At 69.5% G+C, this 24817-nt stretch carries 27 protein-coding genes and 1 other RNA gene; 18 read left to right on the forward strand and 10 right to left on the reverse strand.

All coding sequences use genetic code 11. The features are described 5' to 3' along the window. Nucleotides 1-12: 12 nt before the first annotated feature. Both AB0B98_RS10540 and AB0B98_RS10545 read left to right on the forward strand, forming a co-directional pair. The gene (locus AB0B98_RS10540; RefSeq protein ID WP_357361921.1) at nucleotides 13-603 is read left to right on the forward strand and encodes an FMN-binding protein; all 591 of its coding nucleotides are present in this window, start codon (nucleotides 13-15) and stop codon (nucleotides 601-603) included. A 49-nt stretch (nucleotides 604-652) separates the two neighbouring features. Next, on the forward strand, nucleotides 653-1375 hold the full coding sequence (locus tag AB0B98_RS10545; protein WP_357362024.1) for an FAD:protein FMN transferase: 723 nt from the start codon (nucleotides 653-655) through the stop codon (nucleotides 1373-1375). A gap of 421 nt (nucleotides 1376-1796) precedes the next feature. On the opposite strand, the gene AB0B98_RS10550 is transcribed toward AB0B98_RS10545, so the two are convergent. After that, a complete protein-coding gene (locus AB0B98_RS10550; RefSeq protein ID WP_091409390.1) occupies nucleotides 1797-2468 on the reverse strand; it encodes a bifunctional DNA primase/polymerase in 672 nt (223 codons plus the stop codon). A 248-nt stretch (nucleotides 2469-2716) separates the two neighbouring features. Between AB0B98_RS10550 and AB0B98_RS10555 the strand changes: the two genes are divergently transcribed. The 7 genes from AB0B98_RS10555 (at nucleotide 2717) to mctP (ending at nucleotide 9509) form a co-directional block, all read left to right on the forward strand. Next, nucleotides 2717-3946: a helix-turn-helix domain-containing protein gene (locus AB0B98_RS10555; RefSeq protein ID WP_238680500.1), complete on the forward strand. Its 1230-nt coding sequence runs from the start codon at nucleotides 2717-2719 to the stop codon at nucleotides 3944-3946. A 16-nt stretch (nucleotides 3947-3962) separates the two neighbouring features. After that, nucleotides 3963-4535, forward strand: coding sequence for a flavoprotein (locus AB0B98_RS10560; protein ID WP_238671466.1), 573 nt, complete (start codon nucleotides 3963-3965; stop codon nucleotides 4533-4535). A gap of 82 nt (nucleotides 4536-4617) precedes the next feature. Next, the gene (locus AB0B98_RS10565; protein ID WP_357361924.1) at nucleotides 4618-5499 is read left to right on the forward strand and encodes a Nif3-like dinuclear metal center hexameric protein; all 882 of its coding nucleotides are present in this window, start codon (nucleotides 4618-4620) and stop codon (nucleotides 5497-5499) included. Continuing rightward, entirely contained in the window at nucleotides 5489-6226 is a 738-nt protein-coding gene (locus AB0B98_RS10570; RefSeq protein WP_238671464.1) for a C4-type zinc ribbon domain-containing protein, read from the forward strand. Before AB0B98_RS10565 ends, AB0B98_RS10570 begins: the two co-directional genes overlap by 11 nt. A gap of 3 nt (nucleotides 6227-6229) precedes the next feature. Beyond that, nucleotides 6230-7405 carry a bifunctional RNase H/acid phosphatase gene (locus AB0B98_RS10575; protein WP_357361926.1) on the forward strand — a complete coding sequence of 392 codons (1176 nt, stop codon included), beginning with the start codon at nucleotides 6230-6232 and terminating at the stop codon, nucleotides 7403-7405. A gap of 153 nt (nucleotides 7406-7558) precedes the next feature. After that, nucleotides 7559-7801 (forward strand): DUF3311 domain-containing protein, encoded by a 243-nt coding sequence (locus AB0B98_RS10580; RefSeq protein ID WP_357361928.1) that lies wholly within the window; start codon nucleotides 7559-7561, stop codon nucleotides 7799-7801. Between the two features lie 58 nt (nucleotides 7802-7859). After that, nucleotides 7860-9509, forward strand: coding sequence for a monocarboxylate uptake permease MctP (gene mctP / locus AB0B98_RS10585; RefSeq protein WP_357361930.1), 1650 nt, complete (start codon nucleotides 7860-7862; stop codon nucleotides 9507-9509). Nucleotides 9510-9621: 112 nt separating this feature from the next. Here mctP and AB0B98_RS10590 read toward each other — a convergent pair whose 3' ends face one another. Further along, nucleotides 9622-10185 (reverse strand): helix-turn-helix domain-containing protein, encoded by a 564-nt coding sequence (locus tag AB0B98_RS10590; RefSeq protein ID WP_357361932.1) that lies wholly within the window; start codon nucleotides 10183-10185, stop codon nucleotides 9622-9624. A gap of 86 nt (nucleotides 10186-10271) precedes the next feature. Between AB0B98_RS10590 and AB0B98_RS10595 the strand changes: the two genes are divergently transcribed. After that, the gene (locus AB0B98_RS10595; RefSeq protein ID WP_357361934.1) at nucleotides 10272-11162 is read left to right on the forward strand and encodes an NmrA/HSCARG family protein; all 891 of its coding nucleotides are present in this window, start codon (nucleotides 10272-10274) and stop codon (nucleotides 11160-11162) included. Between the two features lie 165 nt (nucleotides 11163-11327). Here AB0B98_RS10595 and AB0B98_RS10600 read toward each other — a convergent pair whose 3' ends face one another. Further along, nucleotides 11328-11789 carry a MarR family transcriptional regulator gene (locus AB0B98_RS10600; protein WP_357361936.1) on the reverse strand — a complete coding sequence of 154 codons (462 nt, stop codon included), beginning with the start codon at nucleotides 11787-11789 and terminating at the stop codon, nucleotides 11328-11330. A gap of 54 nt (nucleotides 11790-11843) precedes the next feature. On the opposite strand from AB0B98_RS10600, the gene AB0B98_RS10605 reads away from it, so the two are divergent. Next, a complete protein-coding gene (locus AB0B98_RS10605) occupies nucleotides 11844-13067 on the forward strand; it encodes an MFS transporter (RefSeq protein ID WP_238671457.1) in 1224 nt (407 codons plus the stop codon). Between the two features lie 16 nt (nucleotides 13068-13083). Here the strand turns inward: AB0B98_RS10605 and AB0B98_RS10610 are convergent, their stop codons facing one another. Beyond that, the gene (locus tag AB0B98_RS10610) at nucleotides 13084-13845 is read right to left on the reverse strand and encodes a sulfite exporter TauE/SafE family protein (RefSeq protein ID WP_357281181.1); all 762 of its coding nucleotides are present in this window, start codon (nucleotides 13843-13845) and stop codon (nucleotides 13084-13086) included. Between the two features lie 127 nt (nucleotides 13846-13972). On the opposite strand from AB0B98_RS10610, the gene rnpB reads away from it, so the two are divergent. From rnpB to AB0B98_RS10625, 3 genes are all read left to right on the forward strand, one after another. Then, nucleotides 13973-14388, forward strand: an RNA gene (gene rnpB, locus AB0B98_RS10615) — RNase P RNA component class A. A gap of 315 nt (nucleotides 14389-14703) precedes the next feature. Further along, nucleotides 14704-15123, forward strand: coding sequence for a barnase inhibitor (locus AB0B98_RS10620; protein WP_357361939.1), 420 nt, complete (start codon nucleotides 14704-14706; stop codon nucleotides 15121-15123). 254 nt (nucleotides 15124-15377) lie between these two features. Then, on the forward strand, nucleotides 15378-15806 hold the full coding sequence (locus AB0B98_RS10625; protein WP_357361940.1) for a hypothetical protein: 429 nt from the start codon (nucleotides 15378-15380) through the stop codon (nucleotides 15804-15806). Nucleotides 15807-16245: 439 nt separating this feature from the next. Here the strand turns inward: AB0B98_RS10625 and AB0B98_RS10630 are convergent, their stop codons facing one another. Next, nucleotides 16246-17094: a helix-turn-helix transcriptional regulator gene (locus AB0B98_RS10630; RefSeq protein WP_357361942.1), complete on the reverse strand. Its 849-nt coding sequence runs from the start codon at nucleotides 17092-17094 to the stop codon at nucleotides 16246-16248. Between the two features lie 128 nt (nucleotides 17095-17222). Between AB0B98_RS10630 and AB0B98_RS10635 the strand changes: the two genes are divergently transcribed. Both AB0B98_RS10635 and AB0B98_RS10640 read left to right on the forward strand, forming a co-directional pair. Next, a complete protein-coding gene (locus AB0B98_RS10635; protein ID WP_357361944.1) occupies nucleotides 17223-18209 on the forward strand; it encodes an aldo/keto reductase in 987 nt (328 codons plus the stop codon). A gap of 90 nt (nucleotides 18210-18299) precedes the next feature. After that, nucleotides 18300-19010 carry an SDR family oxidoreductase gene (locus tag AB0B98_RS10640; protein WP_357361946.1) on the forward strand — a complete coding sequence of 237 codons (711 nt, stop codon included), beginning with the start codon at nucleotides 18300-18302 and terminating at the stop codon, nucleotides 19008-19010. Nucleotides 19011-19300: 290 nt separating this feature from the next. Here the strand turns inward: AB0B98_RS10640 and AB0B98_RS10645 are convergent, their stop codons facing one another. From AB0B98_RS10645 to AB0B98_RS10655, 3 genes are all read right to left on the reverse strand, one after another. Continuing rightward, the gene (locus tag AB0B98_RS10645; protein WP_357361948.1) at nucleotides 19301-19492 is read right to left on the reverse strand and encodes a DUF397 domain-containing protein; all 192 of its coding nucleotides are present in this window, start codon (nucleotides 19490-19492) and stop codon (nucleotides 19301-19303) included. Between the two features lie 101 nt (nucleotides 19493-19593). After that, a complete protein-coding gene (locus AB0B98_RS10650) occupies nucleotides 19594-19785 on the reverse strand; it encodes a DUF397 domain-containing protein (RefSeq protein ID WP_357361950.1) in 192 nt (63 codons plus the stop codon). Beyond that, on the reverse strand, nucleotides 19772-20578 hold the full coding sequence (locus AB0B98_RS10655; protein WP_357361952.1) for a helix-turn-helix transcriptional regulator: 807 nt from the start codon (nucleotides 20576-20578) through the stop codon (nucleotides 19772-19774). Before AB0B98_RS10655 ends, AB0B98_RS10650 begins: the two co-directional genes overlap by 14 nt. A gap of 320 nt (nucleotides 20579-20898) precedes the next feature. Here AB0B98_RS10655 and AB0B98_RS10660 point away from each other — a divergent pair, with 320 nt between their 5' ends. After that, nucleotides 20899-21174 (forward strand): hypothetical protein, encoded by a 276-nt coding sequence (locus AB0B98_RS10660; RefSeq protein ID WP_357362026.1) that lies wholly within the window; start codon nucleotides 20899-20901, stop codon nucleotides 21172-21174. Next, entirely contained in the window at nucleotides 21171-21434 is a 264-nt protein-coding gene (locus AB0B98_RS10665) for a hypothetical protein (protein ID WP_357361954.1), read from the forward strand. The genes AB0B98_RS10660 and AB0B98_RS10665 overlap by 4 nt, the downstream gene beginning before the upstream one ends. Nucleotides 21435-21497: 63 nt before the next feature. On the opposite strand, the gene AB0B98_RS10670 is transcribed toward AB0B98_RS10665, so the two are convergent. Both AB0B98_RS10670 and AB0B98_RS10675 read right to left on the reverse strand, forming a co-directional pair. Beyond that, nucleotides 21498-24293 carry a TIM-barrel domain-containing protein gene (locus AB0B98_RS10670; RefSeq protein WP_357361955.1) on the reverse strand — a complete coding sequence of 932 codons (2796 nt, stop codon included), beginning with the start codon at nucleotides 24291-24293 and terminating at the stop codon, nucleotides 21498-21500. Between the two features lie 119 nt (nucleotides 24294-24412). Continuing rightward, nucleotides 24413-24784: a hypothetical protein gene (locus tag AB0B98_RS10675; RefSeq protein ID WP_357361957.1), complete on the reverse strand. Its 372-nt coding sequence runs from the start codon at nucleotides 24782-24784 to the stop codon at nucleotides 24413-24415. Nucleotides 24785-24817: the final 33 nt, after the last annotated feature.

Consider the following 24817-nt stretch of genomic DNA (forward strand, 5'->3'; position numbering starts at 1 on the left):
AAGGGCATCCCCATGCGTCGCGCGCTCCTCGCGATCACCGGCCTGGCCGCCAGCACCACAGCGCTTGTGGTGTTCAAGGGCTCGCCAGGCACCAGCCAGGTCGCCCAGAACCTGCCGACCGCGCAGCCGGTCAACCCCTCCGGGCCGGGCGTCGAACCGGGTGCGCCGGGCACCGACCCGGCCGCCGGCACGCCGACACCATCGGGAAGCGCCAAGCCGTCGACGTCGCCCAAGCCCGGCAAGACCACCGCGCGCCCGTCGGGCACCAGGACGACGAAGGCCCCCAGCGCGCCACGGACCATCACCAAGGCACCCCAGTCGACCACCCGACGGGTCACCGGCAACGGCTTCGAGAACGAGTACGGGTACGTGCAGGTGCAGATCGTCGTCTCGGGTAGCCGGATCGTCGAGGCCGTGGCGCTGTCGCTGCCCAGCGGGGGTGAATCCGACATCCACAGCGGCGACGTCCGCAACCGTTACGACGGCAGGGGCGGCGAGGTGGTGCAGAAACAGAACGCGAACCTCAACACCGTCTCCGGGGCCACCGAGACCAGCAACTCCTACAAGCAGTCGTTGCGGTCCGCCATCGAGCAGGCATTCTGACGTGCGGGCCACGCTGACCCGACCCGGGCTGTGCCGGGTCGAACAGATCATGGGTACGACGATCACGCTGGACCTCGCCGACGACCTGCCACCGGCGACACTGCGCGAGTTGGCGGACGAGGTCTTCGCCTGGATGCACGAGGTGGACGCGCGGTTCAGCACCTACAAGCCGGACAGCGAGGTGTGCCGCTTCGACAGGGGTGAGGTGCTGCTCTCCGAGGCGTCCGCGGACCTGCGGTACGTGCTGGAGACCTGCGCCGACCTGTGGGGCGCCACCGACGGGTTCTTCGACGCGTACGCCACCGGGCGGCTCGACCCGTCCGGCTACGTCAAGGGCTGGGCGGCCCAGGTCGCCTCGGACCGCCTCGTCGCCGCCGGTGCCGTCAACCACTGCGTGAACGCTGGCGGCGACGTACGGGTGCGGGGCCTGTCGCCGTCGGGGGAGCCGTGGCGCATCGGCATCCGGCACCCGTGGGACGCGATGGCGGCCTGTCTGGTGCTCAGCGGGACCGACCTGGCCGTGGCGACGTCAGGCGTGTACGAGCGGGGCCGGCACGTGCTGGACCCGCGCCGGGGCGCACCGGCCAGCGGGCTGCGCTCGGTGACTGTTGTCGGCTCCGACCTCGGGTTGGCTGACGCGTACGCCACCGCCGCCCTCGCCATGGGCACCCCTGGCCTCAACTGGCTGGCCCGCCTGAACGACCACACCCACGCGGCGATAACCGACAACGCCCGCCAGCACCACTCCGTCGACCTCCCCCTAACCGCCTAGCCCCTGACGCGCCCCCGCCCCCTTCGCTCCCCGCGATCTTGCAGTTTCGGTTGCTGGTTCGTCCCGTTACGTGCAGTTTGTCGGGACAGCAAGTGCAAGATCGCCGAGAGCGGGGTGGGGGTGCGGGGGAGGGGGAGCCGAGAGCGGGAAGCTACTAGCGGATGGGGCGGTGGGTGCCGGCTGGGCGGGAGCCGGTGGGGCGTGGACGGCCGGGGCGGGACCCGGACGGTCGGGTGCCGGCCCAGCGGCGCCCCGGGTGGCTGCGCCGGGGCGGCTCGGTGCCGCCGGGGTGAGGCGCTCTGTCGTTGGTGGACATCGTTCCCCCGTTCGTGGCGCGCGTTCGCACCGTCCCCCTGTCAACGAGGACCGACGCCTCGGCGACGCTGTCGGGCACCGGATCGAATCGTCGACCGGGCCGGACTCACATGCCTCGACGGGGCAGCGGCAGGTGACCGGGGAGCAGGTCGGGGGCGAGCGTCACCCCGGCGGCGCGCAGCGCCCCGATCAACGTGTTCTGCACGAGGTACGAATCCGGAAGCTGCCAACGTGCCTGTTCCGGGGCGACCGCCCAGCGGACCGTGCCCTCCGGCAACCGGGTGGGCGGCGCGGGGATCCACGAGCCCGGCCCGTGCCGGACCACGTGGAAGCAGTGCTCCAACTCCGGTCGGAGCGGGTCGCCGGGGCGGACCAGGAACATCCACCGTCCGGTGGGCGTGACCAGCACCGGCCCGCGTACGCCGGTGCCGGCCGGGTGGATCTGGACCGCGTCGAGCACGTGCCGGCCGAGGTGGGCGGGCACCTCCAGCACGTCGAAGGCGCGGCCGGTGGGCAGCAGCACCCCGTGCGGTCGGCTCCGCCACCAGGTGGCCACCCGGGCCGGGTCGGCGCTGGCGGCCAGTTCCCAGTTCTCCAGGGCGGGGTGGCAGCCCACTGTGGGACAGCCGGCCCGCCCGCAGACGAAGCGGCTGCGGGCCAGACAGGCACCCGGGGTGACCTCCCAGCCGTGTACCGCGTACCGGATGGCGACCCGGCGCAGCCGGACCCGTTCCAGCGGCGACAGTTCGGCAACGCGCGGTACGACATTCCCCCACATGTGTGCCAACTCCTCTCGTCGGGCCCGGCGTTCGCCAGGTCGCATGTCGAGCACCGTCACTGCCGTAACCCACGATCGTTGAGGTTGACGAACGGCCCGTGCAACTTGCACGAAAACTACGAGGACTACCTGTACGGCTGACGTACATCCTGTGCGACCAGCGAAAACCTGAAAATGAATGGCAGTCGCCGCACCCGCGGACATCGCCCCGACTCGATTGGTTGTCGGTGGCAGGGGAGGATGGGGAGATGGACGAGCTACCCATAGGACGGCGAGTTGCCTACTGGCGGGGGCGACGCAAGATGTCGCAGCAGGTCTTCGCGGACCGGCTGGGCAAGTCCAAGAGCTGGGTGGACAAGGTCGAACGCGGCGTCCGACGGTTGGACAAGTTCTCCGTCCTCTACGAGATCGCCGACATCCTCCAGATGGACGTGCAGCTGCTGATGGGCAAGGATCCGGAGCGGCGTGCCGACGCCCTCAACTGCATCGACCAGGTCGAGGTGCAGGAGATCCGGGCGGCGCTGGAACGCTACGACTCGATGAGCGCGTACTTCGACGCGGCGCCGTACCCGCCACCGATGGACGACATGCGCAAGGCCGTCAACCACGCCTGGCTCACCTACCAGTACGGCCGCTACGGGATGCTCACCCGGGCGCTGCCGAAGCTGCTGCGCGACGCCCAGGCGGCCGACGCCGCCTACGGCGGTGAGCAGGCCGCCGAGGCGGCCCACCTGCTCGGCCAGGTCTACCAGATCGCCTCCTCGGTGCTGCGCAAGCTCGGCGAGTGCGAGCTCGCCTGGTTGGCCGCCGACCGGTCGATGGCGGTGGCCCAGCGGGCCGACGACCCGCTGCTCGCCGGGATCGCCACCACCCGGGTGTGCAACGCCCTGGTCGCGATGGGCCGGGCCCGCCCCGCGCTGGAGCTGAACGTCCAGATCGCCAACCGGCTGGCGCCGGGTGGCAGCAACGAGGTCTCGCCGGCCCGGCTCTCCGTCTACGGGATGCTGCTGCTCCAGGGGGCGATGGCCGCGTCCCGCATCGGTGACTCGGCCAGCGTCGACGACCTGATCAACTGCGCGCAGGAGGCCGCCACCCTGCTCGGCGGCGACCACAACCACTACTGGACGTCGTTCGGCCCGACAAATGTCGAGCTGCACCGGGCCGCCGCCGCCGTGGAGTTGGGCGACGGGGGGCGGGCCGTGGAGGTGCACCAGCTGCGCATCGCGGAGCCCTCCTTCAACGCGCTGCTGCCCGAGCGCCGCGCGCACCACCTGCTCGACATCGCCCGCGGGTACGCCCAGATAGGCGACGTGGCGAACGCCGGCGAGATGCTGCTGCTCGGTGATCGGCTCGCCCCGTCGGAGATCCGCTGCCGGCCGATCGCGCACGAGGTGATGTCTGACATCCTCCGTCGCACACGTGGTGCGCCGCCTTCTCCGGTAGCGGAGTTGGCTGAGCACATGGGAGTAGGGGTATGAGCGCGGAGCCGGTCTGATGGCCGGTGCAGCGCGCAACAGCGGGCACCGCGAGGTGCTCTACGTCATCGCCTGCGGTTCGCCGCTGGCTCGGCACGTCGGTCGTCTGGTCGACCTCGCCCAACGCGACGGTTGGGACGTCTGCGTGGTCACCACGCCGGACGGCGCGAAGTTCGTCGACCAGTCGGCCCTGATCCGGCAGACCGGCCACCCGGTGCGGACGCACTACAAGAACCCCGGTGACCCGGACGTGCTGCCGCCCGCCGACGCCATGATCGTCTGCCCGGCCACCGTCAACACAGTCAACAAGTGGGCCGCCGGGATCACCGACACGCTGGCGCTCGGGCTGTTGGTCGAGGCCCAGGGCAAGGGCGTCCCCATCGTGGCGGTGCCGTACACAAACGCGGCGATGGCCTGCCACCCGGCGTTTCGTGCCGGGGTGGCACGGTTGGCCGAGTGGGGCGTCACTGTGCTCTTCGGCGACGATGTCATCGCTCTGCATCCGCCCGGAACGGGGGAACAGCACCTGCACGCCTTCCCCTGGGCGATGCCGCTGGCCGCACTGCAGACCGTCTCCTGGAGCGCGGTCTAGCGCGTCCGGAAGATCTTCCACCCGACGCGGCCGGGCCGGGTGTCACCGCCCGGCGGCCCCGACGCCGGTAAGCTGGCCCGCCGTGAGCACAAGCGGATCCGCCCCCACAGTCAGCGACGTGGTGGCCGCGCTGGAACGGCGCTTTCCGCCGGTCTGGGCGGAGGAGTGGGACCGGGTGGGCCTGGTGCTCGGTGAGCCGGCCGCCCCGGTCCGCCGGGTGCTCTGCGTGGTCGACGTGGTGCCCGAGACGGTCGACGAAGCCCTCGCCGCCGACGCGGACATGATCGTCGCGCATCACCCGCTGCTGCTGCGCGGGGTGTCCTCGGTCGCCGCGACGACCTTCAAGGGGCGGATCATCCACCAGTTGATCCGGGCCGGGGTGGCGCTCTACGCGGCGCACACCAACGCCGACGTGGCCTCCCCGGGCGTCTCCGACGCCCTCGCCGCCCGCTTCGGGCTCACCGGTCTGCGCCCACTGCAACGACCCGCGCCCGGCTCGCCCGCTCACGGCGACGACAGGGGTTTCGGCCGGATCGGCGAATTGCCCCAGCCGATGACCCTCGCCGAGCTGACCCGGCACGCGGCGGCGGTGCTCCCCGTCACGTCCTGGGGAGTTCGCGCGGCGGGGGATCCCGGGCGTATGGTTCGTACCCTCGCCGTCAGCGGCGGGTCGGGGGACAGCTTCCTCGGCGCCGCGACCGCCGCCGGGGTGGACGCGTTTCTCACCGCCGACCTGCGGCACCACCCGGCCGGCGAGCACCTCGCCGCCGATGGTCCCGCCCTGATCGACGCCGCCCACTGGGCGACCGAACGACCGTGGCTGGACGACCTGGCCGCTTTCCTCCGGGAGGCGCTGGACGTCGAGACGCTGGTGTCCGACCTGGACACCGACCCGTGGACCGTGCACGCCGCCGCACCCGCCGCACCCGCTGTGGACGACAAGGAGCCCGACCGTGAAGGCTGACCCTCAGGTGCAGCGCCGCCTGCTCGACCTCCAGGCGATCGACACCAACCTCGCCCAACTCGCCCACCGCAGGCGTTCGCTTCCCGAGCGGGCCGAGCTGGAGTCGCTGGCCCGGGAGCTGTCGTCGATGGAGGACGAGCGGGTCCGCGCCCAGGTGGCGGTGGACGACCTGGACCGGGACATCGCCCGGTTGGAGAAGGATGTCGAGCAGGTCCGGGCCCGCAAGGAGAAGGACGAGAACCGGCTGGCCGCCGGCACCGGCCCGGCCCGCGAGTTGGAGGCGCTCCAGCATGAGCTGGTCTCGCTCAAGCGCCGCCAGGGCGACCTGGAGGACGCCGAGCTGGAGCTGATGGAGCAGCGGGAAACCGCGCAGGGCGTACTGGACGGCGTGGAGCAGCGGCTGGCCGAGACCCGGGACAAGCGGGCCGCGACCGAGCAGCGCCGCGACGAAGCGCTGGCCGAGATCGCCAAGGATGAGGAGTTCAAGCGGGGCGCCCGTCAGCCGCTCGCCGCCGACCTCCCCAGCGATCTGGTCAACCTCTACGACAAGATCCGCGAGGACACCGGGTTGGGTGCCGCGCTGCTCACCGGGGGTCGCTGCGGCGGGTGCCGCCTGGACCTGTCCGGCGCCGACCTGGCCCGGATCCGCAAGGCCGCCCCCGACGACGTGGTCCGCTGCGAGGACTGCCGACGGATCATGGTCCGCACCAACGAGTCGGGTCTGTAGGTCGTGGCGCCGCGCGTGGTCTCCATGGAGGCCGACGGTGGGTCCCGGGGCAACCCCGGCCCCGCCGGCTACGGCGCGGTGGTCCGCGACCCGGAGACCGGCGAGGTGCTCGCCGAGCGCTCCGAGTCGCTCGGCACGGCCACCAACAACGTCGCCGAGTACCAGGGCCTGATCGCCGGGTTGACCGCCGCCGCCGAGCTGGGCGCCGCCGAGGTGGACGTCCGGATGGACTCCAAGCTGGTGGTCGAGCAGATGTGCGGCCGGTGGCAGATCAAGCACCCCGGCCTGCGGCCCCTCGCCGCCCAGGCCGCCGCGCTGGTGGGCCGGTTCACAGCGGTCCGGTTCAGTTGGATTCCGCGCGAGCAGAACAGGCACGCCGACGCCCTCGCCAACGCCGCCATGGACGCCGCCGCGGGTCGGCCGTCGGCGACAGCGGCCCCCGGCCGCCCGGCGACAACGCCGGCCACCGGCCAGCCCTCGACGTCGCCCGCCACCCCGATCGTCGGCAGCGATCCGGCGACCGCGCCGGCCTCCTGGGAGCCACGGCCGACCTTCACCGCCACCCGGCTGATCCTGGTCCGCCACGGCGAGACCGCGTACACCGAGCAGCGGCGCTACTCCGGGCGCGGCGACGTCCCGCTCTCCGAGCGTGGCCGGGCCCAGGCCCGCGCCACCGGCGCCCGGGTGGCCGAGCTGGCCCCGTCCGTCGCGGCGGTGCTCAGCTCACCGTTGTCCCGGTGTACGGCCACCGCGGCGTCGATCGCCGGGGCGCTCGGTGACGTGCCGGTCCGCACCGAGGACGACCTGATCGAGTGCGACTTCGGTCAGTGGGAGGGTCGCACCTTCGCCGAGGTGCGCGAGCAGTGGCCGGGGGAGATGGACGCCTGGCTCGCCTCACCCCGGATCGCCCCGCCGGGCGGGGAGTCGTTCACCCAGGTCGCCGAGCGCGCGCACCGCGTCATCAGCGGGCTGCTGACCGCGTACCCCGGTGAGACAGTGGTGGCCGTCTCGCACGTCTCGCCGATCAAGCTGGTGCTGCGCGACGCCCTCGCGGCCGGCGACGGTTTCCTGCACCGGCTCTTCCTGGACGCGGCAGGCATCTCGGTGCTCGACATGTGGTCGGACGGCGGCGTGGCAGTGCGCACCGTCAACGACACCGCCCACCTCGCCGCTCTCTGAGTCGATTTACTCCCGGCCGGTCGGCCGCGCCGTTCGGCGCAGCCGACCGGCCGTTCGGCGCAGCACCCTTCGGACGGGTCAGGTGACCGCCGTCACAGAGTCGTAGCCTCCGGCCGTTACATCGGAAGCCACGACTCCCCGGAGGTGTGTCAGATGGCTGCACCCGAACCGGAGGCGCCGCCCACGGTGCCGACCAGGGCGAAGGACCACAGCCCCTGGAACTGGTTGCTCTTCATCCCCATCGTGGTGCCGCTGATCCCGGCGTTCTTCAATGGCGACTCGCCCCGGGTCTTCGGCTTCCCGCGCTTCTACTGGCTGCAACTGGCCTTCATCCTGCTCGGCGTCGGCACCACCACATTGGTCTACCAGATGACGAAGAAGCGGGGAGACCGGTGAGCGCGAGGAGTGAGCCGGGTTTGCGAGCCCCGCAGTCGCGAACGAAGGAGGTCCAGTGATGTGGCGCGACCATCTCACCGAGATCATCGTCTTTTCCGTGCTGTTCCTCCTGGTCAGCGTGATGGGCTTCGTGGCCGCCCGGTGGCGGGCGCCGAAGGACATGGCGCACCTGGACGAGTGGGGGCTGGGCGGGCGCAGCTTCGGCGGCTGGATCACCTGGTTCCTGGTCGGCGGTGACCTCTACACCGCGTACACCTTCGTGGCGGTTCCGGCGTTGATGTTCGGTGCCGGCGCGGCCGGGTTCTTCGCCGTGCCGTACACCATCGTCATCTACCCGCTGGTCTTCCTGGTGCTGGTGCGGCTCTGGTCGGTGTCGCACCGGCACGGGTTCGTCACGCCGGCCGACTTCGTCCGCAACCGGTTCGACTCGCCGGTGCTGGCGCTGCTGATCGCGATCACCGGCATCGTCGCCACCATGCCGTACATCGCGTTGCAGCTGGTCGGCATCGAAGCGGTGCTCAAGACGATGGGCGTCACCGGCGACAACGCGCTGGCCCGACACCTGCCGATCATCATCGCGTTCGCCATCCTGGCCGCCTACACGTACCAGTCGGGGCTGCGCGCGCCCGCGCTGATCGCGTTCGTCAAAGACAGCCTGATCTACATCGTGATCCTGGTGGCGGTCGTCTACCTGCCGTACAAGCTGGGCGGCTGGGGTGACATCTTCGCCGCCGCCGACGCGAAGTTCGACGCCTCACCCAATCCGAACGACGGCATCCTGCTCAACGGCAACAACCAGCTTCAGTACGTGACGCTGGCGCTCGGCTCGGCGTTGGCGCTGTTCCTCTATCCGCACAGCATCACCGGTGTGCTGGCCAGCCGGAACCGCGACGTGATCAAGCGGAACATGTCGGCGCTGCCCGCGTACAGCCTGCTGCTCGGGTTGATCGCGCTGCTCGGCTACATGGCCATCGCGGCCGGCGTGAAGCCGCTGCCCGGTGCTTCGGCCGGCAGTGTGGACAACAACACCGTCGTGCCGCTGCTGTTCGACCAGCAGTTCCCGGACTGGTTCGCCGGTGTCGCGTACGCGGCGATCGGCATCGGCGCGCTGGTGCCCGCGGCGATCATGTCGATCGCGGCGGCGAACCTGTTCACCCGCAACATCTACAAGGAGTACCTGAAGCGGGACGCCTCCCCGGCCCAGGAGGCGAACGTCTCGAAGATCACCTCGCTGGTGGTGAAGGTCGGCGCGGTGGCCTGCATCGTCTTCCTCGACCCGCAGTTCTCCATCGATCTCCAGCTGATCGGCGGCGTGATCATCCTTCAGACGCTGCCAGCGGTGGCGCTGGGCCTCTACACCCGGTGGTTCCACCGCACCGGCCTGATCGTCGGCTGGGTGGCCGGCATGGGGTTGGGCATGTGGATGCTCTACCAGGTGGCCAGCCCGACCCGGAAGCACTTCGGCGGCTCGGCGTTCCCGCTGTCGGAGTTCGGGTTCGACACCACCAAGACGATCTACGTCGGCATCGTGGCGGTGGCGGTCAACCTGGCCGTGGCGGCTCTGGTGACGCTCGCGCTGCGGGCCGCGAAGGTCGAGGAAGGAGTCGACGGCACCGAGCCGGACGACTACTTCGCCGACGAGGGCGACCCCCGGATCACCCCGGGCCCCGACCGCGACGCCGACCCGGCCCGCGAACCGGTCGCCTGACCTGAGGCCCCGCCCGGGTTTTCGCGTCGATCATGGAGTTGTGGTGCCTGGTTGATGGCTGTACACGGCAGTCGTCCCCCACCACAACTCCATGATCGACGAAGCCTGGGCTTCACGAGCCCTTGTGGACCGACTCTCGCAGGTCCGCTGACCCGATCCCCTGGAGGGCGAGGGTCAGCAGTTGTTCCGCCTTGGCCGCGCCCGTCGGTTGCGCCGCGAGTGAGATGCCGTTGGCGAGGATCATCAGGTCGGCCATGGTGATGTCGGGCCGTACCGAACCCTCGTCGACGGCTCGGCGTAGCAGTGGTTCACCGGCGGCGACGAGTGTCGCGCCGCAGGTGTCGGACTCCTGGGCGGGCTCGTTCAGGAGCGAGTCCGCGAGGCCGCGGGTTGTCGTGGCGTACGCGGTCACCTCGTGCAGCCAGGTCGTCAGCGCGTCGAGCGCGTCCGACGCGGCGAGTAGATCTCCGGCGCGCGCCGCCAGGTTGCGGACACATCCGCCGAAGACCGCCTGGAGCAGCGACCACCGGGTGGGGAAGTGCCGGTGCAGGGTCGCCGAACCGACCCCGGCGGATCGGGCGATCTCCTCCAGCGAGGCGTACGCGCCGTCGCGGGCGATCGCCGCGGACGCCGCCGTGACGATGAGGTCGTAGTTGCGCTGCGCGTCCGCTCTCATGGCCCGCCTTGCAGAAATGGGGTGGTCCCCCGTATCGTAGCCGACGAAAAGTGGGGTGCCACCCCATTTGTTTCTCAGGAGGCATCGTGGCTGTTCTCGTCATCGGCGCGACGGGTAAGCAGGGCGGGGCAACGGCCCGAGCGCTGCTGGACCGTGGCGTCCCGGTCCGCGCCCTGGTCCGCGATCCCGGCACTGACAGCGCCCAAGCTCTGCGGGATCGGGGTGCCGAACTGGTCACCGGCGACCTGGACGACGCCGACTCGCTGCTCGCCGCGGCGGACGGGATGGACGGCGTCTTCTCCATCCCGTATCCCGATGTGACGGACATGCAGGGCGACGCCGAGGTGATCCGCGGCCGCAACGTCGTCGAGGCGGCGCGCCGGGCCGGCGTGTCGCAGTTCGTGCACAGCAGCGTCTCGGGTGCCGGCGACTTCCACCGCAACCAGCCCGGCTGGGCCGAAGGTCGGTGGGACAGGCACTACTGGGAGAGCAAGGCGGCAATCGATGAGCTGGCGCGCTCGGGTGGCTTCGCGCACTGGACGGTCCTGAAGCCCTCGACCTTCATGGAGAACCTGGTCGGGTGGTCCTACCTCTTCGGCGACTGGTCCAGTGGCACGATCATCACCGGCTTCGCCGAAGACACACGCCTGCCGTGGGTCGCCGTCGACGACATCGGCGAAGCGGCGGCGATCGCGTTCACGAACCCGGGCAAGCTCGACGGGCTGGACGTCGAACTCGCCGGCGACCTGCTCACCATGACCGAGGTCGCCGCCATCCTGAGTGAGGTCACCGGTCGGGCGATCACCGCGCCCGTGCTCACCCCGCAGGAGGCCGTCGAGCGCGGCCTGCTGCCCGCCATGGTCAAGGCGGTCGAGCAGATCAACGAGAACGGAAGCCCCGCCCGTCCGGAGATGACCCGCGCCCTCGGCCTACCGACCACCGACTTCCGCACCTGGGCGCGGCGAACGTTGTCCTGAATCCCGGCGGGTTCGCCGCCAGATCGTGCTCGATCGTCGTTGTAGTGGTGTCGGAGCGCGCGGGATGCCACTACAACCAGGATCTTGCGCGATCTTGGCGGTGGACGGGCTTCTTCGCGCGACTGGATGGCGCGGTGAGCCACGCCACGACACCCCGACGCGGGGTCAGCGGGAGCGGTTGCGGTTCACCAGGGCCTGGTTGAGCCGGGTCAGTAGGGCGGCCAGGGTGGTCCGATCCTCGGGGCTCCAGTCGGCCAGCATGTCGCCGTAGAGCCGGGTGCGGGCGGCCTGGACGGCGGCCATCCGCTGGAGACCGGCCGGGGTGGGGGAGATGACAGTGCCGCGGCCGTCGGACGGGTCCGGGGTGCGGGTGATCAGGCCGTCGCGCTGAAGCGCGGAGACCTGTCGGGTGACTGTCGAGCCGTCCAGGTTGAGTCGGGCGGCGAGCGCCGAGACGTTCTGCGGGCCGGCGTCTGCCAGGTGGCGCAGGATGACGTACGCCGCGCGGTCCAGCACCCGGTGTTCGGCCGTGCCGGTGGCCCGCCGGGTGGCCTCGCCGAAGCGCATCAGCAGGGCCACCTCGGTCTCGATCTGGCCGAGGGTGCTCTCGTCACTGTCGTCGCTCATAGCTGTATGATACAGAATAAATACCTGTACGATACAGCTATCTGAGGAGTCGGAGTGGATCGGCGTTCCGAACCGAACCGCAGTGCCATCTACGCCACCACACTGGTGGCCTTCCTCGCCATCGCCGGCATCGCCGTCGTCGACCCGATCCTGCCCGCCATCGGCGAGGCGATCGGGGTCACCGCCTGGCAGGTCGAGCTGCTGTTCACCGCGTACATCGCGGTCATGGCCCTCGGCATGATCCCGGCGACGCTGGCCAGCGGGCGGTTCGGCTTCAAGCCGGTGCTCATCACCGGCGTCTCAGTTGTCGGCCTCGCCGCGATCCTCGCCTCGTTCAGCGACAACATCGTGCAGCTCTCCGTGCTGCGCGGCGTCTGGGGGCTGGGCAACGCGATGTTCTTCGCCACCGCCATGGTGGTGCTCGTCAACCTGGCCGTCGACCGGGAATGGGTGGTGGGCCTCTTCGAGACCGCCCTCGGCCTCGGCTTCGCCGTCGGACCGCTCATCGGTGGCCTGCTCGGCCAGGTCAGCTGGCGGCTGCCGTTCTTCGTCTGCGGCGTCTTCATGGTCCTCGCCCTCGGCGTGGCCTCCCGCAAACTCCGCGAACCCACCAACCGGCAGGCCCCGGTACGCGTCGGCCAGATCTTCGCCACCTACCGCCGACCGGCGTTCATCGCCCTCTGCGTGGTCACCGCCGCGTACAACTTCGTGTTCTTCGTGGTGCTCGGCTACACGCCACTCTTCCTCGGCCTGGACGTCATCCCGCTGGGGCTCGCGTTCACCGGCTGGGGTCTCGGCCTGGCCGCCGGCATCATGGTGATCGGTCACCGGCTGGCCCACCGCATCGGCGCGGTGCAGACCGTCGGCGTGGCCATCGCCGGGCTGCTGGTCTGCATGGTCCTCTTCGCCACCTCCACCAGCACCGCCGAGGCGCTAGTGGTGCTGGTGCTCGCCGGACTCTGCATGGGGCTGGCCAACGCCAACCTCACCGACCTGGCGCTCGGCCTCGGCTCCAGCGACCGGCGCGTCGCCACCGGAGCGTTCAACCTGGTCCGCTGGGGTGCCGCCGCGCCGGCCCCGATCATCTCCGGCAAGCTCGCCGAGCAGTCGCTGTCGCTGCCGTTCTGGGTCGGCTTCGGGGTGCTCGCCGTCGGCGTGCTCGTCTACCTGGCCTTCGCCCACCTGATGGCCGCCGGCTACGGCGAGCGGGTGCTCTGGTCCCGCTGGAACCGCGCCGCCGCCGACACCGAACACGAGCCTGTCGGCGAGACGTACTGACCGTCGGTCGACCGGGTCAGTTCAGGGCGCGCCAGAGCAGGTAGAGGCCGATCGTCGTGCCGAACACCACGATCACCGTCTTGAGCACCACCGGCGGCAGCCGACGGACGAGCCGGGCGCCCGCGTACCCCCCAATAAGGGTGGCCGGCGCGACCACCGCGACGGCCGCCCAGTTCAAGGGGCCGAACACTGCGAACACCACCAGCGTCGTGCACCCCACCACCGCGGAGAGCAGATTCTTGATCGCGCTCACCCGGGCCAGTGTCGCGTCCAGCACCAGGGCCAGCCCGGCCACCAGCATCACCCCGAGGGCCGCACCGAAGTAACCGCCGTACACCGCACCGAGCGCAACCATCGTCTGCACCGTTACCGTCCGCCGGCGTGGCGTCAGGTCCCGGGGGTGACCGACCAGGCGGCGCAGCGGGTCCTGGAAGGCCAGGACCGCTGTCGCGCCGAGGACCAGAAACGGTACGACCAGCTCGAACGCGCGGGCCGGAGTGGCCAGCAGCAGCAACGCCCCGAGGATCGTGCCCACAATGGTGGTAGGCACCAGCGTGGCCAGCGCGCGGGGACGCGGCAGGTCCTGCCGGCTGCCCGCCACGCTGGCCAGGTACCCGGGGAAGACGGCGACGGAGTTGCTGACATTCGCCGGCACCGGAGGCAACCCGATCGCGATCATCGCCGGAAAGGTGATCAACGAACCGCCGCCGGCCACCGCGTTGACAGTGCCAGCGGCGAGACCGGCGGCGAGCAGCAGCGCGGCGTGGGAGAGATCCATAGCCCCACGAGGCTAGCCGCCGCCTCACGGGACGGATTCGCCGGACCGTTCGTGAGCTGCGCGATCTTGCCCAGGCGGGGCGGCAATACCGGCAGCACGCTCGTCGTTAGGATGAGAGCGCGACGGACGAGTCGACCGGGCGGCCGCGTCGGCGGGCTTCGGCCCGCCGCCGAGGAACGTCCGGACTCCACAGGGCAGGGTGGTTGTTAACGGCAACCCGGGGCGACCCGCGGGACAGTGCCACAGAAAACAGACCGCCGACCCCAACGGGGACGGTAAGGGTGAAACGGTGGGGTAAGAGCCCACCAGCACCCCGGGTGACCGGGGTGGCTCGGTAAACCCCACCCGGAGCAAGGCCAAGCAAGGGCCGTCACCGCAAGATGACGACCCGGCGCAGACGCTTGAGGGCTGCCCGCCCGATGTCTGCGGGTAGGCCGCTGGAGCCTGCCGGCAACGGCAGGCCGAGATGGATGGCCGCCGCCGGCGCGGATCCTTCGGGGTACGCGCCGCGCACAGAATCCGGCGTACAGGTCGACTCGTCCGTCGCCCACCAAACCAGCCGCCGTCACACGGCGGCTGGTTTCCAGGACGCCCCGACAGTCTGTCGAATTGGCGGCCCGATCGGCACAACGCTTGATCGACTGGTTCTGCGGCCTCCCGATCCAGGCACATACAGCCGCAACCGGGCACCCTTTGCCGTCGATGGCCCCCTCCGGGGCCCGACACACCGGTCGGAACTCCGACCGATGTGACCGACGAGATCCGTACGAGACACCGATTCCCCAGCCAGCTGACCCAACACGCGCTCAGCGGCAAATGAGGATGCCCGCAGTCGGCAACGCACTCCATACTTCGATCATGACTACCGGTGGCGATGCTCTTCCTGTGCTGGTTATCGACGGGGCGAACTTCTCCGACCTCGACGGCTTCGCCCGCGAGTTCTCGAGCCTGCTCTGCCACTACGCCTGGAACGGGAACCTGGACGCCTTCAACGACATCCTTCGAGGTGGTTTCGGCACGCCCGAGGCTGGCTGGGTGTTCAGATGGATCAACTCCGACTTGTCCAGGGCGGCGCTCAGCCACCATGCGACGATCCGTTGGCTCGAACAGATTCTGTGCACCTGCCACCCGTCGAATCGGGCGAGCGTCCGAGCAAGGATCAGCGACGCCCAGCAAGGAAGAGGTCCGACGCTCTTCGACATGCTTGTCGAAATCGTCCGTGCCCATGGTGCCGGTGGAGAGGAGTTCGAGGACGGGGTCGTGCTCGAACTGATGTGAGAGCCGGCGCCAGCCGGCGCGACTCGCGCCCAACGAACGCGTCTTGCGAGCGCTCGACACGAGACTCCATACGCTCGATCGCGTCCATCTGGCGCTGTGCCGCGACCGACCCCGGTAACCGTGTGAGGCAATCGCGACGAGCCACCCAACGTGGACCTCGCTGCGACACCACGCCCTCGAAGCGGTAGATGGGTATGCTCCTGGACCGCCAGGCACGTGACGTGATCAATTCCATCAAGGCGTAACCAGCACTCGTGAAGGAGTCAGAGTTGACTTGGGTTGCGGTGATCGGAACATTGGCCGGAACTGTCATCGGGATGGTCGGCACAATCGTTGGCCAACAAATAGCTGCAAAATCTGCCGAACGGCGGGAGCGACTTCAGCGCCATGCTGCTCTGCGGGTCGAACGAAAGGTCGCGATCGACTTGTTCTTTGAGGCGGAGCAAGAGGCCGAGCGGGTGGCGGCCGATCCGAGTCAACTCCCTAACAGCGAGCGAGGTCTCGTGGCTCAAAAGCTATGGTTTCGCCACAAACAGCTTACGCTGATTTGCTCAGACGACCTGCGGGCGGCGGCCGACGATCTGTCGCGAACCTGCTTGGGTCCTGCCTGTGGCATGGTGCCCCAAAGGGGCAGAAGGTATATGAATTCACCCAGGAAAAGTCACGCACTTTCCGGCGCATAGCTAACGCTGAGCTAAAGGCGCTGCAGGAATGAGGGGACCTGATACCCGTGCGCTGTCATCGGCATGAGCGGACGTCTCGCCAGTGCGGCCCCGCAGACAAGCGCTCGCGGTCAGACCATCGTGATCATGTGAAGGATCCGGTGAACCGCCCTCTTCGAGGTAGGCGGCACGGGCCTGCTCCCGGGCCTGCATCCTCGCTCGTAGCCGTCGAGGGAGTCTGGAGATGGTCAGCTGACCGAAGCGTTCTGAAGGAACTTGCCGCTCGGATGGGCGCCGTTGCGACGGACGGCGAGCGTATGCGGCAGCTGGTCACGGCGGCCGAGGCGAACGGCTTCGAGTTTGAGGACTGAGGTCCGCTGTCCCGTGTGAGACGTTCAAGGCTGCATGGCGAGGCACTAGCGCATGGGCGCGTAGCTCGGTGGCAGTTTGCGACAAGGGGTCAGTGACGCACACCGGCCGGGAACTCCTCGACCCCCAGCACGCGCAGCAGCTCAAGCTTCTCCCGGGCCTCGGCGTCGCCCGGGGTCAGCACCAGCAGCTGCTGGCCGAGGTCGGGGGTGACCAGGGTTTCGCAGTCCATCGTGATGCGGCCCACGCGCGGGTGCATGAACGTCTTGCGGTCGGCCCGGCGCACTGCCACCTCGTGCTCGGCCCACAGCCGCCGGAAGTCGTCGCTCGCAGCCCGCAACCGTTCGATCAGGCCGGTCACGGCCGGGTCGCCGGGCCGCCGGCCGGCCACCGCGCGCAGGTCGGCGACCTGTTGGCGGGCGTGCCGTTGCCATTCGTCGGGGCCGTGGAGGTCGCGGATGACCGGGTCGGTGAAGTAGCGGTAGGCGACGTAGCGGCGGTCGCCGGTCAGCCCGGTGTGGTCGCCGGTCAGCAGGATCGACATGCGGTTCTGCGCGAGGACCTCGCCGAGGTCGGACAGGACCATGGCGGGGGTGTCGCCCACCAGGTCGAGCAGGCGGACCAGGCCGGCCCGGGCCAGGCGGGCGATGCCGTCGGCGGGTGGCGGTTGGTGGCCGGCCAGGTGGAACAGGTGGCTTCGCTCGTCGTCGGTCAGGCGCAGGGCCCGGGCCAGGGCACCGAGCAGCTGGGTCGACGGCTGGCTGCTGCGGCCCTGCTCAAGGCGGATGACGTAGTCGACGGACATGCCGGCGAGCATGGCGACCTCCTCGCGGCGCAGGCCGGCGGTGCGGCGGCGGGGGCCGTCGGCGATGCCGACCTCGGCGGGGCGGATGGCCTCGCGTCGGCGCCGCAGGAAGTCGGCGAGCTGCTCACGCTGCATGCCTCCATGCTGCCCCGGGACTGGGCACCGAGCCAGGGAGCGGCGCTCCCACGATAAGCGCTCCGCTGCCGGCGGACCGGAAAGCGGCGCACTGTGGAGCCGAGATCGACCGATGAAGGAGAGTTTCGATGCAGACACGCACTCTGGGCAACACGGGTCCCGAGGTTTCCGCGGTGGGGCTGGGCGCGATGAGCATGTCGGGCACGTACGGCCCGGCCGATCGCGAGGAGAGCATGGCCACCGTACGGGCCGCGCTGGACGCGGGGGTCACGCTGGTCGACACCGGTGACTTCTATGGCATGGGGCACAACGAGCTGCTGCTGTCGGAGGCGTTGCGGGGACGCGACCGGGACAGCTATCTGCTGAGTGTGAAGTTCGGGCAGCAGGTGGGGCCAGGCATGCGGTTCGCCGGTCAGGACTCCCGTCCGGCTTCGGTGCGGAACTTCCTGAGCTACTCGCTGACCCGGCTCGGCGTCGACCACGTGGACATCTACCGGCCGGCCCGGCTCGACCGGTCGGTGCCGATCGAGGACACGATCGGCGCGATCAAGGAGATGATCGACGCCGGTTACGTGCGGTATGTGGGACTTTCCGAGGTTGACGCGGAGACCGTCCGGCGGGCGCACGCCGTACATCCGATCGCTGATCTTCAGATTGAGTACTCGCTGCTGTCGCGGGCGGTCGAGGCCGACGTGCTGCCCACGCTGGGGGAGTTGGGCATCGGGCTGACCGCGTACGGGGTGCTGGGCCGTGGCCTGCTCTCGGGGACCTGGGTGCCGGGGCGGGCGGACGATCCGCGTAACCGCAGTCCCCGCTTCTCCGCCGAGAACGCGTCGCACAACCTCGCCCTGGTGGAGGCGTTGCGCCGGGTCGCCGACGCGAAGGGGTGCACGGTGGCGCAGTTGGCGATCGCGTGGGTGGCGGCGCAGGACCCGTCCATCGTTCCGCTGGTCGGTGCGCGTACCCGGCAGCGGCTGGCCGAGGCGTTGCCGGCGCTGGACGTGAAGCTGTCGGCCGATGATCTCGAAGAGATCGAGGCGGCCGTGCCGAAGGGTGCCGCGCGCGGTGACCGTTACCCGGCGGCGTTCATGTCGAGCCTCGGCGTCGGTAACTAGTGCCTCGGTTACCGCGTCCCCGATCCGCACAGTGACCCGCCTCGCAAACATTTGCCTCTGACGTTAACGTGAGGTTCTAGCGTGGGGGGCATGCAGATCAACGGTACGAAAGCCCTCGTAACAGGTGCCAACCGTGGGCTCGGCAAGGCCTTTGCCGAGGCGCTCGTCGCCCGCGGTGCCACCACCGTCTACGCCACCGCCCGCCGCCCCGATCGCATCGACATCCCCGGCGTCGTCCCTCTCCAACTGGACATCACCGACCCGACGTCCATCGAGGCCGCGGTAGCCGAGGTGGGCGAACTCGACATCCTCATCAACAACGCTGGCATCTCCACAGACGCGCCCCTGCTCGGCTCATCCACGGAGAACATCCGCCGAGAGTTCGACACCAACTTCTGGGGCACCCTGAACGTCGTCCGCGCCTTCGCTCCCAAGCTTGGCGGGGGCGCCATTCTCAACGTCATCTCAGCGCTGAGCTGGTACACCTTCGCCCCTGCCAGCAATGGCTACGCCGCTTCCAAAGCCGCGGAATGGTCTCTCACCAACGGCATCAGAATTGAGCTTGCCAACCAGAAGACCCAGGTCACCGCGCTGGCCCTGGCGATAGCCGACACCGACATGATGGCCGCCTACGACATCCCTAAACTGCCACCCCACGAGGTGGTCGCCATGGCGTTGGACGGCCTGGAAGCGGGCAAGCTCGAAGTGATCGCCGACAGCCCCACCGCCAAGGTCAAGGCTTCGCTTTCCCGCGACCCGGCCCTCTTCTACGCCGACATCTCCGCCGCCCTCTTCGGCTGACGCCACCGTCTGCCCGTCAGGGAATGTGAGGCGGCTCAACATTGCAGAGGTCTGTTGTGAACTGCGGTGACGGTGTCGTTTGTCCGTAGACATTGCAGCAGCCACCGCCGAGTCTCGAAGGTCGTGTGGGCCCAAGACGAGGCGGTGGCTGCCGCCGCTACGAAAACCGCAGTTCGCGGGCCAGTTGATGGCTGCGAGGCGTCCGGCAACTGCATAGAGGATCTCGACAGTGCACCAAGTGGGCATGCCAGCCCAGCGTGCCCACGCCCACTCCGCCTCGGGGGCGGGCGCTACGGCCGCTTGGTGACCTGGGCGACGAACGCGGCCCAGGCAGCCGGGGGGAAGGCCAATGCTGGTCCGGCGACGTCCTTCGAGTCGCGGACGGCCACCACACCGGGCAGGTTGCTTGCCACCTCGACGCAGTTCCCGCCGCTCGCGCCGCTGCGGGTGGACTTACGCCACTGAGCGTTACTGAGGTCCATGGCGGCTCTCAACTTCCTTCAGCAGGTCGATGGAGTGCCGCAGTGACCCGGGACGTGCCCGATTGCGGCACCTTGGTCCGGCGCGAAGCCCGTCGCGACGGTTACTGTCGCTCGACGAGCTGAGCGACGAACGCCCGCCAGGCCGCCGGCCCGAAGGTCAGGGCCGGGCCGGCAGGGTCCTTGCTGTCCCGTACGCAGACGACGCCGGGCAAATTGTCGGCGACCTCGATGCAGTTGCCCCCGGACGATCCGCTGCGCCGGGACTTGCGCCAGGTGGCGTTAGTGAGGTCCATGATGGCTGTGCACTTCCTTCATCAGCTCGTTGGACTGTCGGCGCGGGAGTGCCTCGTTCCTTACGTTCTCCCACCTCGTCTGAAGAGTATGAAGCCCATCTTCGTTGTCGACCACGATGCCGCCCAGCTGATTTTCGAGGTGCCCAACCCAGGCCCCGTCGCCGGCTCGCGCGAGCGCGAACGGCCCGGACAGCCCGATGTGGAGGCCCGCGTCCGCCGGGATCACGTGGATGTGAACGTGCGGCAGCTCGGCGACGGTGATGAGGTGGGCGATCTGCTCGGCCATGATGCCGGCGTGCTCGTCGCCGGCGCGGCGCAACGTTGACTCGTCCAGCACGGCCACCACCTGCGGTGGTGTGTCGCCGGTGAGGATCTTGTGCCGGCTCATCCGGGCGCTCACCTGCTGGTCGACCTCCGTGGCCGACATGAGGTCGTTCAAACGCATCACGATGCGGGCGTAGTTCTCGGTCTGAAGTAGGCCCGGGATCAGCAGTGGCTCGAAGAGACGAAGCTGTCGGGCCCCGCGTTCGGCGTCCAGCCATGGCAGGAACCACGACGGCGCGCCGAGTTTCACCACCAGGCGTCCGAACAACCCGTCGTTGTTGAAGGCGCGGTCGGCGCCCCGGATGAAGTCCATCGTGAGTGCTCGGGTGCCGCTTTCCACGGCGCTGACGTGCGAAGCGCTGAAGCCCGCTGCCCGGCCGAACGACTCTTGCGTCATTCCGGACGCTCCGCGAGCGCGGCGGATCTCGCTCACGATGAAGCCCGCGAGAGGGCTCGGCACGTCAGCCATTCAACGCTCCTCAAATCGGAGATCGACTACCCGAGGTGCCACAGGTCGGGACCCCGTTAGGCCAGGTCAGCCCGGACGCCGGAAGCACCTTCCCAGCGTAGTGGCCTCCACAGCAGAGTGTCACCAGGCGGCGCGGCTGGTGAGGACCACGAAACCCGGCGGTCGCGTTCGTAGCGGGGCCGCTCCCGACGGGCGAGCACTCACGGGAGCGGCCCCTTCCCAACGGCACCAGAGGGGGAGACCGTGCCCGACGACAAACCCGAGAAGCCCATCCCGGAGCCGATCAGCGCGCCGGGCGCGTACCCGTGGGGTTTGTGGTGATCGGAAAGATGAAGGCCGGGGACGTGGTCTGTCTGACCACCGCGGCGAGCGTGCAGTTCCTGCGCCCGATCTTCGTGCGCGTCATCCGCGAGTTGCCCGAGCGGCACACGTACCACGGGTGGGTCTGGATTGAGGGCTACGAGCTGAACGCGGCGGGCGACGCGGTCGCGCAGCGCGAGTTGTACGTGATGCGTACGGGCGTGCGGTTGCAGGCCCTGCCCGTCACACCGACCAGGCCGGCCAAACGTCGACGACATCCGGTGCGGGTCGGATGACCGCCCGCTCTCGCCCGCACCTGCCGATGCGCCCGGCGTGGCTGTGCCGCAACTGCGCCGCGCCCTGGCCGTGCGGCCCGGCTCAGCTTGCTCTCGTGACCGAGTTCTACGGCCATTCGATCGCGCTGGCGTTCTATCTCGCCGCATCGATGCAGGAGGCGATCGACGACGTGTACGGCCTGGGGCTGCGCCCGAACCCGGCCGCGATGCACGCCAGGTTCCTCGGCTGGCTGTCGCTGGCCCGCCGGCCACAGCGATAGCCAGGTAACGAACCGGCCGGGCGGGGTTGCCCCCACCCGGCCGGCGTCTTGATCCCTGAAACGTCAGTGCTTCTTGAACACCGGCATGGTGTCCAGCGTGGTGGTGATGTTCTGCGTGGTGCCGCCCCGGTACGTCTTCCCGGTGAAGATGTCGGTCCAGGTGTTGCCCGGCGGGAACCACACCGACGTGGTCGCGGTGGTGCCTGGCGTCGTCACCGGGGCCACCAGGTAGTCCGGACCGTAGAGGTACTGGGAACCGGCGGTGGCGTAGGCGGCCTGCTCGTTCGGGTACGCCAGGTACATGGAGCGGACGATGGGCGTACCCGTGCGGGTGGCCTCCTTGGCGGCGGCGTAGGTGTACGGCTGCAGTTCCTTGCGCAGGTTCAGGAACTTCTTGGCCGACGCGTTCGCCTCCGGGCCGTACTGCCAGGGCAGCCGGTCGCTGTGGTTGGAGTGCAGCCTGTCGATGGGCTGGAACGTGCCGAACTGGACCCACCGGGCGTAGAGGTCGTCGGGCAGTTTGGTGCTGCCCGGTTCGGTGCCCGGCTCCTGAAGGCCGCCGGTGTGCCCGCCGATGTCGTGGCTGACAGCGGCCAGCCCGGTCGCGGCGGATTCGCCCGGCGTGTAGCCGACCTCCATCTGCAGTGTCGACCAGTCGGAGGTGGTGTCGCCGGTGAAGTGCAACGTGGTCCGCTTGTCGGCCCATGGTCCGGTCGACACCGGGGTCGGGCTGCTGTATCCGCCGGCCTGCAAGGAGCCGTACGCCCGGGAGAACGCGAAGCCGGTCTTGTCGGCGTACTGCTTGTTGATCCACGCGTCGGCTGTCACCCCGGCGAGCGAGGACTTCGTGTTGTCGCAGCACCAGTCGAGCCACCACAGGTCCGGGCCCTTGCTGCTCTTCGGGATCATCCCGTCGTGCAGCTGCATGTAGGCAGTGAGCTGGTCCGGGTCGCCGAAGTCGAAGGCGTAGCAGTCGGGACCGCCGTTGCAGCCGACGCGCTGGAGCTTGCCCTTCGCGGTGGCCTGCGCCTGCGCGAACTTCGGGTCCGAGCCGAGGATGCTCGGGTGGATGTTGATGCCGGTGTGCAGGCCCTGCTTCTTGGCCCAGTCGAAGAAGGCCTTCGGGTCGGGGATGCGGGTGGGGTCGATGCTCCAGCCGTTCCACTTGTCCGGCGCCTTGACGTCGGTGTCGAGGACCAACACGTCCAGCGGCACGCCCTCGGTCTTGGCCCGGGTCACCAGGTTCTGGAACTCGGTCGCGGTGCGGTCGTAGTACTCGGAGTACCAAACCCCGTACGCCCACTTGGGCAGCAGTTTCGTGGGCCCGGTCAGGGTCGACAGGTCCTTGAGGCCGCCTGTGAAGTCCTGCCCGTACGCGAAGACGTAGCCGTCCTGCTCGGCGGCGGGCCGCGGCTTGGTGGTGCTCAGGGCCGAGGCCGAGTCGTCGAGCAGGTACCAGCCGTCCTGGTAGAGCAGGCCCGGGGCGGTGAGGGCGGAACCGGTCACGCCGTCCAGGCCCCTGCGGTAGCCGCCGAGCGGCGCGTGCGGGGCGAGCAGCGGGGAGCTCTTGCTCGTGACGGCGACAGTGTCGACGTTGACGTTGCAACTGGCGTCAGTGGGGCAGCCCAGGGCCACTGTGTTGGTGCCTCGGTTGAGGTGGACCGGGACGGAAACGGTGTTCCAGTAGTCCCATCCGCTGGTCGGCGGAAGGGTCGCCGTGACCGGTGCCGCCGTTCCCGCCGTGACCGACATGGTGCGCGTCTGGCTCGGCTGGGCGCCGGCCCGGCCGTTGGCGTAGCGGATCTGCACCTGGTAGTCACCGGCGGACGGAACATCCGTCACTGTCAGCGTGTCGGCTGAGCTGGTGCTCTCCAGGCCGGCCAGGAATCCCGTACCGGATGCGCCGTTGTGGTCGTTCGCGGGCCTCGCGCCGCCGGTCAGCGCACCGGTCTCGGCCTCTCCCAGCGTGCCGAACCGCAGAGGCTGCGGCTGGGGCGGGGTCGGCGCCGGGAACGAGTCACCCGGGTTGACCACCGCGAGACTGTCGACGTTCACGTTGCCGGAGTCGTTGGGACCCCGCACGATGCTGATCTCGTGCCGGCCGGCGGTGAGGCCGACCGGCGCGCTGGCCAGGCCCCAGGTGTCCCAGTTAGTGGTGGGCGGCAGTGTCAGCGTGTGGCCGGCGTCGCCGTCGACCTGAATCGTCAGGGTGCGGTCCACGTTCTGGCCGTCGCCGCCGGTGCTGTTGGCGTAGCGGACGGCGAGCTGCTTCGTGCCGCCCTCCGGAGCGTCGAGCGCGAACGTGACCGAGTCGCCGGACGAGGCGAAGCCGGCCGCGAAGCCGCGTCCGGTGAACCCCTGGTGGTCGGTGGCCACGCCAGGGCCGTTCAACTGCAGCGATTCGGCCTCGCAGAGCGCGCCGAACGCGCAGGCCGGGGCGGTGTGACCGGCCCAGGGTTGGCCCTGCACGGTCTGCTTGCCGGCAGTGAGCCGCACGGTGAGGTTGTCGGCGGTGAACGCGCCCGAGCCGACCCGGTACCGCAATGTCATCGCGCCGGTGTCGATGGTGAGCCAGCCGTGGTCGACGTGCTTGGTGAAACGCGTACGGGGGAAATCGTCGCGCCCGATGGCGTTGAACGTGGCGGCGTCGGTGAACCTGCCGTCCTTCTGATACTCGGTGCGGATCAGTGTCGGGGACAGCACCTCGAAACGTGCGTCACCCGAGCGTACGGCTCCGTCTTGCGCCCGGTGGTGGCTGGCCTGGGCCGGCGCGGACGGAGCGAGCGCCAGCCCCGTGATGAGAATGCCGACTGCGGCGACTGCTGTCGCGGTGCGGCGCGGTGAGTTCCGATAGAGCAAGATGCGCTCCTCGTCTCAAATGGAGGAAATGAGTCGATGACAACGCTGTCACTCGCTCGAAACGCATGTCAACGGGCCTCCGAGGGTGTCGCTTCTCTCTTTCCCGTACTGCCAGCGGCTCAGACGTACGGGGACCACGGCTCGGGCTGTTCGGCGTCCCAGCCCAACTCGTCGAGTGCGCGCAGGACCGCGCCCGCGCGGGGAGTCCAGAAGAGCAGGACCTGGTCGCGCTCCTCGACCTCGAAGGAAACGGCGGTGGCCGGCAGCGGGAACCGTCTGTGAAACGGATGGTGCGCCAGCGCGGCGACGTAGAAGTGTTCCAGGGTGTCCGATCCGGTACGCGACGTGAAGGTCAGCGTGCTGTCGTCGGCGTGCAGCCTCACCGTTGGCCAGGCCATTCGTCGGACAGCTCGGAGCGTGTCGCCTCGGGTGAAGTCGAGGCGGTCAACGTAGGTCAACCCGCCACGCGCATCGAAGCTCTCCGAGATCATCGGTGGATGGTACGACGGGGCACGGCGGCGACA

Source organism: Micromonospora sp. NPDC048947 (genome assembly GCF_040649495.1).
In the GTDB taxonomy this organism is placed as follows: Bacteria; Actinomycetota; Actinomycetes; order Mycobacteriales; family Micromonosporaceae; genus Micromonospora; species Micromonospora alfalfae.